This window comes from Nocardia sp. XZ_19_369 (assembly GCF_015355715.1).
Taxonomy (GTDB): domain Bacteria; phylum Actinomycetota; class Actinomycetes; order Mycobacteriales; family Mycobacteriaceae; genus Nocardia.
Genome location: NZ_JACVED010000010.1, coordinates 287,577 through 302,468, shown reverse-complemented (window position 1 = coordinate 302,468; position 14,892 = coordinate 287,577). Strand labels below are relative to the sequence as shown.

Below are 14,892 nucleotides of genomic sequence, written 5' to 3'. Positions count from 1 at the left end.
TCGGTCGCGACAGAGATGGAGCAGCTCAGTGGTAACGGAATCGGAGCTCGTCGAACTGGTCGACCGCAGGTGGGGCGACTTACTCGACCTGGTGGGCCGGGACAATCACCAACGGTATGTCGACGGCGAGACGATGCCGCGGCGCTATCTCCGGATGGCGGGTGAAGCGCAGCTCTCCGGGATGGCGTTTCCCACGCGCTTGGGCGGCGGTGGCGCCGATCTGCGTACCTGGGGATTGATCATGGAGGAGATCGCTTTTCGCTGTGCCGAACCCGCGTTTCCGATCGTGCTGAGCATGGGCACCGGGGTGGCGAGCCTGCTCGCCGAGGCGGGGCGAGCGGATCTGGTCGAGCACTACGTCAAGCCGATCATCGCCGGACGGCGCACCGCGACGCTGGCCTTCTCCGAGGACTCCGATGCCTTCTCGATGCAGACCACGGTGCGCCGCGACGGTGCGGAATACCTTGTGTCGGGTACCAAGGACTACATCACCGGCGCGTTGATCGCCGATGTGTTCCTCACTTATGCCCGCGGCGAGACCGGAGCTCTGGTCGGTTGCCTGGTGCACAGCGACGATCCAGGCGTCGAGATAGTTCCCGTGGGCGGCATCGGTTTTCGCACCAGCGGCATGGGGCGTCTGGTCATGCGTGACGTGCGGCTGGTCGCCGCCCGGGTGGTCGCGGTGGACGGCCTGAGCCACTCGCAGTCCTATCTGAATCTCCGGCGACTGATTCTCGCCTGCCTGGTCACCGGGATGACCCGCGCCGTGTTCGATCGGTGCGTAGCCCGGTTGCGCACAGCCGTGCGGCATGGTGCGCCGGTCATCGATCTGCCGAATGTGCAGGGCGCCATCGGGCGGATGTGTATCGCCATCGAGGCGAACCGGGCACTGCTACATGCCACGCTCGGCAAAGCCGATGCGGGCCGGACCGACCGGCTGTTCGATGTAAGCCTCTCCGCTGCCAAACATTTCGCCACCGAGCAGGCGCTTTTCGTCGCCGACCAAGCGTTGCGGGTATTGGGTGGTCACGGATATTACGGCGACTACCACTACGGCATGTTCCTGCGTGACTGTGTCGGCCTGCTCTGTGCGGCAGGCACTCAGGAGACGCTCGAGATCAATATCGGCATGCTCGCCGCCACGCGGGAGCTGCCTTATCCGCTAGCGATAGGAGTTTCGCCATGAACTTCCGATTCAACGGAATGCTGCTGCGATTCGTCGACTACGACCGGACGGTCGACATCACCGCAGGCACGCTGTCGGACGCGCTGTGTCAACTGCGTGATCGATATCCCCGGCTGCGGCCGGTTCTGTGGGATTCCTCGGGAAATCTGGTGCAGGTACATCGTCTGGTGCTCAATGGCAGCATTGTCGACGGCGCCGCCGAGGATACCCCGCTACAGGACACCGATCGGGTCGAAATCCTGACCGCCGTCGCGGGTGGCTGAGGTGCCGCGTCAGGTCGAGTTCGATGTCGCGCTGACCACTACGCAGTTCAGTCCGTTCCAACTGCGGCCCCGAATCCTGCTGGAGTTGATGAGCGAGGGCTTCGCCCGATCGATGGTCACCCACATCGTTCCCTTCCGGGAACTGCTGATCGAGCACCGTACCGCCGTTGTCGTGCAGCTCGCGTCGATCGACTACCGCGCCCCCGACCTGAGATTCGACGAGGCCGAATGGCTCACCACCCGAGCCTCTTTGCGCACCAGCCCGACTGGGGACCGGTTGTGCATGAATATCCACTTCCATGCCGGATCGCGGGAGGTCGCCCAGGGTGCCTTGATATTGCGCGTCGTGCGCCTGGCCGACGCCGACAGCTTTGCCGCTCGACCCGGTGTGCTGCCGGAGGAAGTACGGGCCAGGTTCACCGACGAGGATGTGCACAATCAGGATCTGCGCCAGGCCCTCCAGGACACGGCGGCGGATATGCCGACAGGCACTCCCGACCTGCTTCGGGAATGGCGAACTCTGCTGTGCCGCAGTCACTGTGAGGTGGCCGACCAGTGGTCGTTCATCGAGATGATCGAGCTGGCCACGCAAGCCAGAGAGCGGTTGTCCGACGATGCGGCCGGCGGCTCGTCCACCCGGCAGCTGGTCATGGTCGCCCCGTTGCGCGCGCTGCGGGCGTTGTTCCGGCGGCCGATGTTCGTCCTCGACGAATGCGCGATCGTCACCTCCGTCCATACCCGCGGCAACGGTGCCGGCGTGACCTGCCGACACGAGGTGGGACAGCCCGGACATATCGGCACCCACCTCACAGTCTGGGAACAACTCGGCGAACCCACTCATTGACTGGAGCTACTCGAATGTCGTTGTCCGCTATGTCGCAAGACAAGTCCCGGCCTGCACTGTTCGCCGATTGCGCGGCGACACCGACGCGGCGACGCCTCACGCCGGTGTCGCGGAGCCCCGTGACGGGCAGTATCGGCGAGGTATTGCATATCGCCGCCGAGCGGCGACCGGACCAGCAGATCATCATCGATCAGCCCTCCGCCGTCGATCCCGGCTGGCCGCAGACGCGCACTTACGCCGAATGGGCGCAGGCCGTCGATGAAACAGCTGGCTGGCTCTACCAACTCGGTGTCCGAGCGTGGGACCGGGTCGCGGTGCTCAAGGACAATCATTTCGATCTGTCCATCCTCGCGTGTGCGGCCGCCAGAATCGGCGCCGTCCCCGCCCTGCTGTCCGGTGCTTACGGACCCGATGTCGCTCATGTGCTGTTGCGCAGGCTCGAACGGCCTTTCCTGATCGCCGATTCCGCGCACATCGCGGCTTGTGGCATCGATGCGGACGCCGTGGCCATGCTGACCGAGCGCACGGTATGCATCGACGGTTCCACCGATCGACCCGATCTCGTCGCACTCGATGACGTGCGGGGCGCGAACCCGCCTGTGCCGCGCCTGCGGGCCCCGGACGAGCCGATGATCATCACCCACACCTCGGGCACCACCGGCATACCCAAACTCGTCCTGCACTCGGCCGTGTCCGAACGGGCCTGCGCCATCATCGAATCCGAGCGGTGGCCGATCATCGGCATCCGATCCGGCGATGTCTGGGCCTATGCCGAACCGTACTGGCACGAACGGCAGACCCACGGCCTGTTGGCGATGGCGGTCATCGGCCAGAAGATGATCATGATCTCCGATCCGCTGGCGGTGACGGTACGAGATCTCCTGATCCGGCACCGGCCCACGCTGGTGGAAGCCCTGCCCAACATCTTCTTGGCGTGGGAACCGATGGCCGCCGACCCCGCCCGCCCCTTCTCCAACGTCCGTGAGTACATCAATTCCTTCGACGCGATCCACGTGCGCACCATCAGAACCTTCCTGGACGCCACCGACCGCCGGATGCCGATCTGGCTGCAGGCGTGGAGCCAAAGCGAGAACGGCACGCTGCTCATCCGTCCCTATCTGCGCGGCTCCGTACGGCGCAAGGGGCGCAGGCCCGCACCGACCCAACTGCTGGGCTGGCCGGTGCCCGGGCTGGGCAGAATCCGCACCGTTCACCCCGACACCGGGCGGCCGACTCGGCGCGGCGAGGTCGGACTGATCGAGATCGCGCAGCCCGGCCGCTGCGTGGCCTATGTGGGCGAGCAGCCCAGGCACGAAGCCAAACTCGACGGAAAGTGGTGGCATACCGGGGATCTCGGGCGGATCAACCGGCTCGGGGCACTCCGTATCGTGGACCGCGAGATCGATCGCCTTCCGCAGGGGAGCGCGATCGAACTCGAAGACGTTCTCCTCGACCGCCTGGACCTGACGACCGAGGTGGTGATTCTCCCCGTGTCCGGCGGTCTTCCCCTGCCCGTGTACAGCACCGGGAACGATGTGCCGATCGATCCCGCGGTATGGCGTCGGGCCACCGCGGATCTGCCCGCGCTCGCGGAACCGATACACATCCGCTGGGCCGAGTTCCCGCGCACCGGGACCTGGAAAATTCGCAGGGTTGCGCTGCGTGAGCAGTTGCTTCCCGGCTCACGCACCTTCGGAAAAGGGTCGTGGACCTGACCTGCCGCCCCGGACCGGCGGCCCAGGGCGGTGCACCGTAGCTAGGCGTTCTCGGCGATAACCGGCTGAGCCGTTCGGGGCTCGTCGAGAGCTTCGTGCAGGTTCTTGATGACGCCGCGGGCCAGCGCGTTGTTGCCGACACCGCCGACCACGGCGCCGATGCCCGCGGGGATCACCTTGCCGAACGCGAGCGCGCCGCGCTTGACGATGAATTGGACGAGGAACCGCTTGATCGGCGAGTCGTCCATGCGCCGGATGATCGGAAGCTTGTTGGCCAGCTTGGTATCCCACTGTTTGGCCGAGCGGCCCGCCGCGCCGAGGCCCTCGGTCCCCGCTTGGCCGAGCACGACCGCCGAGACGAGCGGCGGACGCGGGGCTGCGGCCTTGCTGCCCGAAACTTCGGTCGCGCCAACGGCATACACCGTCGAGGCTTCCAGGAAGAACACGGTGTCCGCACCGGCCGCGGCCAACCCCACCAGGGTGCCGATGCCCGGCACCGCCGCGCTGAGGCCGACGACCACGCCGCTGGCGGTCACCGCGATCAAGTAGTGCCGCCCGAGTCGGTCGACGATCTGATCGGGGGATTCGCTCGGATGCCTGCCTCGGACGAAGCCGGTGTACTTGCGCACCAGCGGTGCCTGCGCCCGCGCCGACTTGTCGATCAACGAGACGACACCCTGATCAAGGAACTTCCGCAGCATTGCTCACAGCCCTTCCAGCCGGCTACTACCATCGCGACATCTGTCGACCACCCTGTGGACCCGCCCGAGCCTACGGTCGTCACGCTTCGATACAGGTAATCCCCGTCACTTCAGTTCTAAACATGACGGCGCGCAGGCGGCTCAAATCACACCGTGGCGTACCGCGTGGGCGACCAGCTGGGCCCGGCTGCGCAGGTTCATCCGCCTGGTCACGCCATAGATGACCGTTTTCACGGTGCGTTCCGAGTAATTGATCCGCCTGGCGATCTCGGCGGCGGTGAAACCGTCGGCGAGCAGTCGGATCACCTCGATTTCGCGCGCGGTCAGGCTCGCGGCGGTCAGCGCGTTGGGGGTGAGCACCTCCCGATGTAGTCGTTCCAGTTGGCGCAGCAGTTCGCCGAGTAGATCCGGTGCGATGAGCCCGGCACCGGCCGCCGCGGCCGCGACGGCTGCGATCACTCGGTCGGGGGTGGCGGCCGCGCGGGGGAGTATCGCGACGACGCGGCACTCGGCGACCATCAGCAGGTAGGCCGGGTCGACGTCGGCGACCACCAGGACTACCGGGCAGTCCGCCTGTTCCGCCGAATCACGCAGCAACGCAAGCGTTTCCGCGGTGACTCGGTCTGCGGCGACCACCCGTACCGCCGCTCGTGCCGTCTCGTCACCTGAAACGACCTGAACCTCCGCCCGTCCCCGCAGCGACGCCAGCACGCCCATGCGGGTGATCGGATCCGTGGCGTGCACAGCGACACGGACGCGCCCGGACACCGCCGCCGCGGTTCGCGGATCCCGGCCGGCGCTGAGTTGCGCGGTGATGTCTACGTGCTCACTGTGTCCCATTCGAAAACCGTGCGGCCGACCGATACTCAGCCGACAGGTCATCCGGTGCTCAATATCTGCCACCTCGGAAATTGAGCAGGTTCTGGTCTGGCACCTGAGCTGGCTCGGCGCCGAAGGTAGCAGCGGCCCGTCCACCGGGGCGGGCGTTGTTGACCAGAGAGGATCGCTGATGACTGTCGTGTTCGTTCATGGTGTGCCGGAGACTGCCGACGTCTGGGATGGCGTGCGGGCGCACCTCGGCATCGACAGTGTGGCTTTGGCGCTGCCGGGATTCGAGCGGGGCAGGCCGGATTCGTTCATTGCCACCAAGGATGGATACGCGGCGTGGCTGGAAGCCGAGTTGCGGCGCATTCCCGGCCCGATCGATCTGGTCGGTCACGACGTCGGCGCTCTGCTCGTCTATCGGATCGTCACCAATTCCGATGTAGTGCTGCGTAGTTGGGTGGCCGACGGGGCGAGTGCCCTGCATCCGGACTACGGGTGGCACGAGCTCGCCAAGACGTGGCAGACGGTCGGTGCCGGTGAGGAATTCGTCCGGCAGGCCGTCGTCGCCGACCTCGATGCTCCGGAAAGTGTTGCTACGGCGCTTCGTTCGCTCGGGGCACCAGATGCGCAGGCGCGGCGGATGCATCAACAGTTCGACGCGCGCATGGGTGGCGCGGTTCTGGACTTCTACCGTTCTGCGGTCAACCCGTACCGCGATTGGGGGCACCAGCTGAAGCGAACGTGCGCACCGGGACTCGTCATCAATCCGGTGGACGACCGGTTCGACGACTACCTACTCGCCGCCGAAGTCGCTCGCCAGCTCGATGCGACGTTCTACATCATGCCGGACGCCGGACACTGGTGGATGCTGGAGCAGCCCGCAGCGGCAACGACGGCGTTGCACGACTTCTGGGAGTCGTTGTTTCCCGGGAATCCCTAGGGGGACTTGCCCGTCCGTACCCATTCCTCGAGGGCGGGCTTGGTCTGCGTGGACAGATAGCCGATCCGGCCGCCTTTGTGGTCGGGTCGGGTGAAGATGGCGGTCGGGGCAGCCTCGGGCGCGGGCCGCCAGATCACCTCGGGCGGCGCGCCCCGGCTCGCCAATCGGGTGAGGCGGCGCTCCGTATGCTGTTCCCAGCAGCCGTAATACAGAATCCGCTTGGTGGCGGGGCCGGCGAAGATGCTGTCGCCGGTGGCCTGGATCAGCTCGTAGTAAGGCGGTTCGGTGCGCGACATGGCGGTGGTCAATTCGAACGACCGCGTCGCACGGTCGCCGACTTCCATCAGTGGAATGCGTTGGGTGACAGGGTCGGTGAATCCGATGCCGAGTCCGTCGGCGAAACGCGCGATGGCGGCATCGAGATCGGGGACGACGATGCCGACGCGGAAGAAGACGAGCGGTCTCGGCAGGCCGACGTCAGACAAGGTCACCGTTCAATTCGTGTCGCCAGAGCAGCTCGCTCATCCGCTCCACCGCGGTGGTGAGGTGGCGGCGGTAGGTGCTGAAGGGCAGCCCGAGCAACTCGGCCGCCACCTCTTGAGTGGGTGCCCCGCGGAAGTGCGCGATCGTCACCGCGCGGTGCAGCTTCTCGCCGCCGCGCTGCCCGAGCAGTCCCTGCGCCGCGTCGGCCAGGATCTCGCTCAATGTCTTGCCGCTCTCGACGACGAGCCGGCTGCGGTTGAGCGGATTGTCGGCGAGCGCCGCCGGTTGCCGCAGCGTGCGCAGGGCCTCGCGGATCGCCGCGTCGAACTCCGGACGGGACAGCACGACCAGTTCGCCGCGGGTGGGCGCGGCCCCCGCCATCGCGGCCCCCGACAGCATGGACTCGGACTTCTGCTGTAGCCACGGGCCCGGGGGCTGGGCGCGCCAATCGTGGGCGAACAGGGCGTACCGGTGGTCGCCGACGGTGGGCGGTGCGGCGGTGGGCAGCATGTTGATGTCGCCGAGGTGGTCGTTCCAGTACCCGTCGTCGCGCATCACGACGAACGACCAGGCGAGCCGTTCGCCGCGGATCATTTCTCCGGTCGCGCGCCACTGCGCGAAAGTCGTTGATGCGGCGGGTTGTTGATACGCCACATCGTCGATGGTGAAGCGGGCCAAGGCCATATATTCACCCGGCCGGAGCGGTCCGTTCGCCCGTGCGTGGTTCCACGCCTCGGCAACGACCGGATCTATCTCCAGCCCTTCGGGTTCGGCGAGTTCCAGCCAGGCCGAGAAGCCGGCGAGTTCCCCGGTGTGCGTGGAGTAGTAGACGCGGAACGCCTGGGGTTGGTGGTCGAGCCAGAAGGCCGCTATCGCTACGGACTCCGGCCCTTCGTGCTGCTCGACCAGGGCCAGCACCCGTTCCCGCTCGCTCGGCGGATAAGGATGGTCTTGCACGAGTCCGGTCTCGCGCCAGATATTGAACTCCGACATCTGCCGATCGGTGCGGTAGATGAAGATGAGCGCGCCGGTGGACTGGACCAACTGGGCGTGCGACGCCGAACGCAGCTGTGCCAGATGCAGTTCCCGCATCCGGTGATGCATCTCGGCGAAACCCTCGGGGTCGCGCCATTTGAGGTCCGCCTCGAGTGCCTCCCGCACCACGTCGTGCGGGAACAGCCCCGTGGCCGTCGACTCGATGAACGGCTGCACCCGCAACCATGCGAACAGCTCGGCAGCCGCGTCGCCGAATACCGCCCGCAGCAATGATTCCGAGGTGACATAGGCGTGCGCGCATATTTCCAGTGCCTTGCGGTGCTCGGTGCTGGGTGTGTCGCCGACCAGTTGGTACAGCAGCGTGGCGATGGTGTCCTGGCTCGGTTTCCAATCCGCCGCCACCGCACGGTCTTTCACGGCCACCGCCGCGGCCAGCGCGAGCGCGAGCGGATTGCCGCCGGTGAATCCGAGCAGGGCTTGTTGCGCACTCGCGGGCACCTGGCGCACGTGCAGGAACTCGGCGGCTTCGTTGGGTGTGAGGTTTCGCAAGGCGGTGACCTGAAGCAGATCGGCCCACCCCGGATCGGCGGCCCACAGCGGGTCCGGAGCGGCCCGTCCGGCGATCACCACGATCGCACCGACCGGCAACTGCGGGAGGAACCGTTCCCACAGCCAGCCTTCGAGGCCCTGGCACATTTCGAAGGTATCGACGAGCAGCACCGTGCCTGCCTGCTGGACCGCGATCCCTGCGGCCGCCGTGAAGCCTTCCGGTGTGCGTGTGACGGTGCGACCGTCTACTTCGACGACCGAGCGGCCGGCCCGGCGCGCTTCACCCGCGAATCTTCTGAGCAGGGCCGACTTTCCGATGCCGCCGGGCCCGTGCAGGTAGTGGACCGGTCGGGCGGTCGCGGTTCCGGCCAGCGCCGCCCTGAACAGCTCGAGTTCGGGATCGCGCCCGACGAAGGCCCGATCGCGGCCCGCGGCCAAGCTCTGGGCCAGTAGTGCTCGGCCCTCGGTCGCACTCATAACTCTCCTTCCGGCGCGGCGGCCGTCGTGGTTGACAACGCTATCGACAGTGTCCCGGATATGCATCGTGGACGATGTAATTGGGACACCTCCGGGACCTGATTGGTCCCACCCGAGGGTGGGACCGGCCGGGCTCATTGCCCGGAAAGGAAGTCCAGCAGCAGCTCGTTGACCCGCTCCGGCGCCTCGAGTTGCATCCAGTGACCGATGCCGTCGAGGCGTTCGTAGCGCCACGACCCGCCGGCATATTTCTCGGTTCCGGTCATCGCCTGCTCGGTCAGGTACCGATCTTCACTGCTCCACACCCCGAGCATCGGCGCGAGCACCGGCGGCAGCGCGGGCGGCTCCACCAGCAACTGTGGCCCGGCGCCGGTGCGGTACAGCCCGAGGCTGGTGCTGAGTGCGCGCGGATCACGCAGCCGCTCGATCACCTCGTAGAGATCGGGATGGCTGGCCAGCCACTGCCGGGCATTGGCGAAATCGTCCTGCGCCAACCACCTTTCGGCGATCCCGGAGAACTGGAACAGCAGGAAGTACCAAGACTTCTCGCGCTGGGCCAACCCCGCGTCCACGACGGCTGCCGGGCTGCCGACCGACAAACAGGTGAGGCTGGCCACCCGGTCCGGGTAGCTCGCGGCCAGCAGGTAAGCAAGCGAGGCACCCCAATCGTGGCCGACCACATGCGCCCGTTCGACGCCGAGCTCATCGAGCACTCCGACGAGATCGGCGAGGTACTCCGCGAGCTCGTACTGCCCCAGCTCCACCGGCTTGTCCGAAGCGCCGAAGCCGCGTAGATCGGGCACGATGGTGCGGTACCCGGCGGCGTTCAGTGCGGGAACCTGATAACGCCAGCTGGCGTGCGTGTCCGGAAAACCGTGCACCAGAAGGACATCCGGTCCGGAGCCACTCACCTGCACCTGGAGTTCGATGCCATTGGTTTCGATCCGCATTACTCGGCTCCGATCGCGGCCAGCAGCGCCGTGCGGGACGGGCCGGTCGACGGATAAGGCGCTGCGCCCGCACCCAGTTCGACGATCCGATCAACGAGACCCGGTGTGGCCAAGGCCTGTTCCGGCGAGCTCAACATCGAGCCGACCTCACCGAACGCCCGCAATACCCCCGGGTCGAGCAGTTTGGCCACCTCGATCGCCTGCCGAAAGTTCCAGTCCTGGTCGTCGGTTTCGTAAGGCACGCCGTTGATTTCCCCGTCGATCTGGGCGATCCGGTGCCGATCCCAAGCGGCCGAAGCCTGCTGCACCGGCGCGAGGGTGGCCTCGGTGACCTCGTCGAACCGCAATGCCAGCTTCTCCAGATCCTCGAACCCGACCTCCCGCACCACATCACGCAGCAACGCCGCATGCGTCATCCCCATCGTGATACCCATGCCGAACGTCGGATTGGTTGTCGCCCAAGCATCTCCGATACTCAACAGCCCGGTCGCCACCGGACGTCCGTCGACCACGAACCGGCGATACCGTGATTCCATGCCCGCCATGGCCAGCACCCCGGTAATCGGTTCGCCAAAGGTGGCCCAGTGCGCCATATCCGGGTACAGCGCCGCCGCCCGTTGCCAGGCCGCCGGATCACTGAGCCCCCGCATCGCACGGTCGCGACCGGAAACGAACAACGCCAGCGACCACGTTCCGGCATCACCCGGTACGGAGGTGATCCCGAGACTGTTGTGATGCTCGAGCGGCCACGGCGCCTGCGCAGGCATGGACCCATCGGGGGAGCGGAAGTACCTGCTGTAAGCCAGGAACCCGACCTCGTCCCTCTGCTGAACCGGAGCGGGCAACCCGAGATCGGTGAGCATCGCGGCGACCGGCGAGTTGCGGCCGAGCGCGTCGACGACCAGGTCGGCGTCGATCACCGCACCGTCACCCGTGCGCACGCCGATAACGCGCGTCCCCTGTCCTGCCTCGGTCAGCAAACCCACCACGGAAGTGCCACGGCGAACGGTGATCCCGTCGGTCTCCGCCGCAGCTATACCCAGCCCGGCCTCGATAACCGGCCGCCGAGCCGACAGCGTCTCGAACCGCTCATCACCGGCCCGACGCCCCCCGATCGCCGGCAGATCGAAAGCCCCACCGAGCATATTGTGCGAAACAGCACCCAGCGCCTTCAACTCCACCACCGCCCGCGGCAACTCACCCACAAGCAGCCGATAAGCACCCGGCAACATGATGTGCGGATGCCGAAACTGATTAACCCCCGGCCGCCGCCACCGATCCCAAACCCCTTCCGCCCCACCCCCCGGTTCCGCCACGTCCCGATCGAGCACCGTAACCCGCACCCCCTCCGCCGCCAACAGCATCGCCGCCGTCAACCCGGTCGGCCCGCCACCGAGCACCACAACCGTCCTCGCCTGATCTGAATTCCTTGTTCGCATGATGGATCCTTGAAAGTTGTTTCGGACTCCCGGCGCAGCACTCGTCCGGCCGATATCCACATTCGGCCCGTATGCAGCTCACTTGCCAGACCAGAACCTGCTCACTTGTCTGTGCGGGCGACGCACAGCTGCTTCGAGGCGCCCGCGCCCGCGATGACAACGACCGCTCGGCCGCGGTTGCTCGGCCAGGTTGGCCTATCGCAAGAATTGGCAATGACGGCGATGATGCGCCGATCGGCGCGTAGAAGGTTCGCTTGGTGCTGCCGTTCTGCGGCGCCGAAATCGGCACGCGGTGCAACGATCCGTCGACGCCGTGAGTCGTCGGTCGCCAGAGGAGCACCTGCGGATTGGCGATCTGGTCGAGTGCGAACTCCGTTTGTGCCCTGATCGTTTCGCATTAGGGCTGTACGCATGGTGCCTACTGCGGCGAGCGCCGTCTGCGTGTTGCCTCTATGCGGATGGCGAGCTCGACGAGGTCTTGGGCGGGGCCATTGGGCGGTGTGCGGCGGTGCCAGATGGCGCGGAACTTTCGGGTCAGGACGATCGAGTCGTCCAGGGAGACTTCGTGGAGCGTGCGGGCGCGTAGTTCGTGGGCGACAATGAGTCGGCTGACCACCGCGGGTGCGGCGGCGCTGCGGGCCGTTGCGAGAATCGCTGCGGCCGAGCCGAGTTCGGCTGCCGGTGGCGCCGGTGTGCCATGCATCTCGAGGGCTTGCCACACCGTATCGCGGGTGCCCGAGCCCTTCTCTCGCCACAGCAACGGGGTGTCGGCGAGTTCGCGCAATGTCACCGCACGGCGACGGCTGGCCCACGGGTGGGTCGGTGCGACGACGACCACCAGGTCATCGGTGACGAGTACGCGGCTGCCCAATCCGGGCGGTGGATGGGGTCCTTCGACGAAGCCGAGCTCGGTGTCGCGGTCGCGTACGGTCGCGGTCACCTGCTGGGAGTTCGCCACCTCCAATGCCACGGCCAGTTCCGGTCGGATTTTGCGTAGTGCTGATAGCCAATGTGGAATGCGATGGTCGGCAATGGTTTTCGACGCCGCGATGTGCAGGCTCGGGCGCGCGGTGTGGTGCAGGGCCGCGATACCGTCGGCCAGCGTCGCTGCGGCCGCTAGTACGGGCCGGCTGAGTTCGATGAGGGTGTGGCCGGCATCGGTGAGTGCCGAACCGGTGTGCCCGCGATCGAGCAGCCGCAGACGCAGGCGACGTTCCAGCGTGCTGATGCGCATGCCGGCGGCGGGCTGGCTGATGCCGTGCCGTCGTGCTGCCGCGCCGAGGCTGCCCAGCTCTGCCACCGAGACAAGCAGATCGAGTACCTCTAGGTCGGGTGTACCCGGCGGCAGGGTCATAAGGTCACCTTATGAAGAGGTGGGTATTGACCGCTACCCGGCGGTGGGAAAGGGCACCAAGCTCGTAGCTGTCCCGAGTCGCGGGCATAGGACAGTGGAGGGGAACATCGTGACGTTCGTGATCGGCGCCGCCTGCGTAGACGTACTGGATAAGGCCTGCATCGAGGAATGCCCGATCGACTGCATCTTCATCGGTAATCGGATGGCCTACATTCAGCCCGACGAATGCATCGACTGCGCCGCGTGTGAACCGGTCTGCCCGGTCGAGGCGATCTACTTCGAAGACGACATTCCCGCCGGGCAAGAGCAATTCATTACCGAGAACGCCCGCTTCTTCGCTGAGCCGCTGCCCGGACGGACAACTCCGCTCGGGCATCCCGGCGGCGGGACAGTAGTCGGTGCGCTGGGAGTCGATACCACTTATGTGCAGCAATATTGAGAGCACGTGGTTGCCGAGCGTCGTCGTGGATGCGGTCGAAGGCGATCATGTCGATGGGTGGTCTATTCGAGCCGGACGATCGTGATCCGCTCGCCATCGGTCACTGCAAACCGCTGACCGGCGGGGTCGATCGCCACTCGCGCTGTCCCGGAAAAGGATTCGTCCCACACGATGGAGCTGGTCGACGGGCCAGTCGAGAGGTCGGGCCATTCGGCCATCAGTGCGCCACTCGTGGCGTCATATAGGCGGGGGTACTCGTGGAGCGCCAGGATGTGCCCCGCCATCGCAACGACGTCGCCTGCAGTCGAATCAAGCTGTTTGCGCCACGCGAAAGTCTTGGTGGCGGGCGACCAGCGCGCCAACATATCGGGCCCTAGCGATTCGGGACCTTCAGGAACAGCCGCACCCGGGCAGGTGCTGATGACGACGTCGTCGTTGTCGAGGAAGCACGCGCCGGCGACATCAGCGCTTGTCGGCGCGAATCCGCGCAGAGAATCGAGTACGGCCGGTTCGGTCGATGCCCGAGACAGCTCGTAGACAGCCAGCCAATCCACAGGGTGCCATACCCATCCGGCGCTGAGCAGATACCGCCCGTTGGGCGAGACCGCCAAACGGGAATGGAAGACATCCTCAGGCTCACGATCCGTGTCGACGGTGATGCGCTCGCCGCTCACCGCGACCTCAATGTCCAAGCGGTTGTAGTCCTCAGGACAATGCACCAGCCCGGTACGGCCGTCCGGAAGTGTGTACAGCGCCAACGGGTATCGATACGCATCGGCGCAGTAGTCGCTGCGGTTGATTTCGCGGATGAGCTCACCATCGGGCCTCAGCAGCAGCCCGGTGGTGCCGGTGCTCGCCACCAGTGCGACAACATCGCCGCATGGTGACACCGTCGCGGCATCGAACTCGGCACCGTAACCGCTGGTCCTCGATGAACCTGAGGATCCGTCCAACGGAATCGACCGCCAACCCGCAGCGACGTCGTACAGCCCTTCGTCAGTCCAGACCAGCGTCTTCACACCCTCGACCGCGACCACATCCCGATGAACCTCTCGCATACGCCCAAGTCTGGCAAGTAGATACGACGTCTATCTGACCGGGCGTGTCGTAGGTGATCATGTGTTCGTGGAGTCTGACTTCTTGGTGGCTATAGACCTATCGGAGGAGGAGCGTGAGCTTCTACGCTGCGGGTTGAGTGAATGGGGTGGCCCGGCCAACTGCACCGATGCACTCGCCGTCGCGCTTCGGGAAGCGCCCTTCGGCTCCCGCCCACGGTGAGCGGAGCGGCATACGTGGTGCGGTCCGCCCATCCGGTTTGCGTCACCTGCTGTTGCGGGCAGACCAAATGGCGAACTCTCCACCCGGCAAAGAAATAACCCGGGAGCCATCCAGCCCCACAACTCCCCAGGATTCATACTTGTTGTGGACAGGAACATGAATCGTAGCGCCGGAATCGAACTCGAGACTCAATCCCTCGACTTCACTGGCATCGGCTCTCGTCACGGTAGATCCAACGAGGGATTCCAGTTCGGAACCGATGTCGGCGTACTCACCGGCCGTAGCCTGTAGCCAGTTGCCGGCATGCGTCCCAAAGGCCAAGTCCCCCTCGATCTGCAGCTCGAACTCGTTCGGCGAACCCAGCCGAATCGTCGCCGTTAACCCTGCAACTACCTCCGCTACCTGCTGTCCGACGATGACCAACTGCACGAACCGACCCGCATCGGTCACCTG

At 66.0% G+C, this 14,892-nt stretch carries 15 protein-coding genes; 6 read left to right on the top strand and 9 right to left on the bottom strand.

Annotated elements, in window-relative coordinates; translation table 11 throughout:
- Nucleotides 1-28: 28 nt before the first annotated feature.
- The 4 genes from IBX18_RS34280 (at nt 29) to IBX18_RS34265 (ending at nt 4,008) form a co-directional block, all read left to right on the top strand.
- On the top strand, nt 29-1,186 hold the full coding sequence (locus IBX18_RS34280; protein ID WP_194837604.1) for an acyl-CoA dehydrogenase family protein: 1,158 nt from the start codon (nt 29-31) through the stop codon (nt 1,184-1,186).
- On the top strand, nt 1,183-1,449 hold the full coding sequence (locus IBX18_RS34275) for a MoaD/ThiS family protein (RefSeq protein ID WP_194837603.1): 267 nt from the start codon (nt 1,183-1,185) through the stop codon (nt 1,447-1,449). Before IBX18_RS34280 ends, IBX18_RS34275 begins: the two co-directional genes overlap by 4 nt.
- A 1-nt stretch (nt 1,450) precedes the next feature.
- Nucleotides 1,451-2,293, top strand: a complete 843-nt coding sequence (locus IBX18_RS34270) for a hypothetical protein (RefSeq protein ID WP_194837602.1) — start codon at nt 1,451-1,453, stop codon at nt 2,291-2,293.
- Between the two features lie 119 nt (nt 2,294-2,412).
- The gene (locus tag IBX18_RS34265; RefSeq protein WP_194837601.1) at nt 2,413-4,008 is read left to right on the top strand and encodes a class I adenylate-forming enzyme family protein; all 1,596 of its coding nucleotides are present in this window, start codon (nt 2,413-2,415) and stop codon (nt 4,006-4,008) included.
- 41 nt (nt 4,009-4,049) lie between these two features.
- Here IBX18_RS34265 and IBX18_RS34260 read toward each other — a convergent pair whose 3' ends face one another.
- Entirely contained in the window at nt 4,050-4,709 is a 660-nt protein-coding gene (locus tag IBX18_RS34260; RefSeq protein ID WP_194837600.1) for a hypothetical protein, read from the bottom strand.
- Nucleotides 4,710-4,850: 141 nt separating this feature from the next.
- A complete protein-coding gene (locus tag IBX18_RS34255; protein ID WP_194837599.1) occupies nt 4,851-5,549 on the bottom strand; it encodes a LuxR C-terminal-related transcriptional regulator in 699 nt (232 codons plus the stop codon).
- Nucleotides 5,550-5,718: 169 nt separating this feature from the next.
- Here IBX18_RS34255 and IBX18_RS34250 point away from each other — a divergent pair, with 169 nt between their 5' ends.
- Nucleotides 5,719-6,474, top strand: coding sequence for an alpha/beta fold hydrolase (locus IBX18_RS34250; RefSeq protein ID WP_194837598.1), 756 nt, complete (start codon nt 5,719-5,721; stop codon nt 6,472-6,474).
- Here IBX18_RS34250 and IBX18_RS34245 read toward each other — a convergent pair.
- The 5 genes from IBX18_RS34245 to IBX18_RS34225 form a co-directional block, all read right to left on the bottom strand.
- Nucleotides 6,471-6,965: a VOC family protein gene (locus tag IBX18_RS34245; RefSeq protein WP_194837597.1), complete on the bottom strand. Its 495-nt coding sequence runs from the start codon at nt 6,963-6,965 to the stop codon at nt 6,471-6,473. The genes IBX18_RS34250 and IBX18_RS34245 overlap by 4 nt on opposite strands.
- Entirely contained in the window at nt 6,952-8,979 is a 2,028-nt protein-coding gene (locus IBX18_RS34240) for an ATP-binding protein (protein ID WP_194837596.1), read from the bottom strand. Before IBX18_RS34240 ends, IBX18_RS34245 begins: the two co-directional genes overlap by 14 nt.
- Before the next feature lie 134 nt (nt 8,980-9,113).
- A complete protein-coding gene (locus tag IBX18_RS34235) occupies nt 9,114-9,929 on the bottom strand; it encodes an alpha/beta fold hydrolase (protein WP_194837595.1) in 816 nt (271 codons plus the stop codon).
- Nucleotides 9,929-11,368: an FAD-dependent oxidoreductase gene (locus tag IBX18_RS34230; RefSeq protein ID WP_194837594.1), complete on the bottom strand. Its 1,440-nt coding sequence runs from the start codon at nt 11,366-11,368 to the stop codon at nt 9,929-9,931. The genes IBX18_RS34235 and IBX18_RS34230 overlap by 1 nt, the downstream gene beginning before the upstream one ends.
- A 418-nt stretch (nt 11,369-11,786) precedes the next feature.
- On the bottom strand, nt 11,787-12,722 hold the full coding sequence (locus IBX18_RS34225) for a LysR substrate-binding domain-containing protein (protein ID WP_194837593.1): 936 nt from the start codon (nt 12,720-12,722) through the stop codon (nt 11,787-11,789).
- 109 nt (nt 12,723-12,831) lie between these two features.
- Here IBX18_RS34225 and fdxA point away from each other — a divergent pair, with 109 nt between their 5' ends.
- Entirely contained in the window at nt 12,832-13,161 is a 330-nt protein-coding gene (fdxA, locus tag IBX18_RS34220; protein ID WP_194837592.1) for a ferredoxin, read from the top strand.
- 62 nt (nt 13,162-13,223) lie between these two features.
- Here fdxA and IBX18_RS34215 read toward each other — a convergent pair whose 3' ends face one another.
- Together IBX18_RS34215 and IBX18_RS34210 are read right to left on the bottom strand one after the other, a co-directional pair.
- On the bottom strand, nt 13,224-14,198 hold the full coding sequence (locus IBX18_RS34215) for a hypothetical protein (RefSeq protein WP_194837591.1): 975 nt from the start codon (nt 14,196-14,198) through the stop codon (nt 13,224-13,226).
- A gap of 283 nt (nt 14,199-14,481) precedes the next feature.
- Complete coding sequence (locus IBX18_RS34210; RefSeq protein ID WP_194837590.1) at nt 14,482-14,889, bottom strand: DUF6188 family protein; 408 nt, start codon at nt 14,887-14,889, stop codon at nt 14,482-14,484.
- Nucleotides 14,890-14,892: the final 3 nt, after the last annotated feature.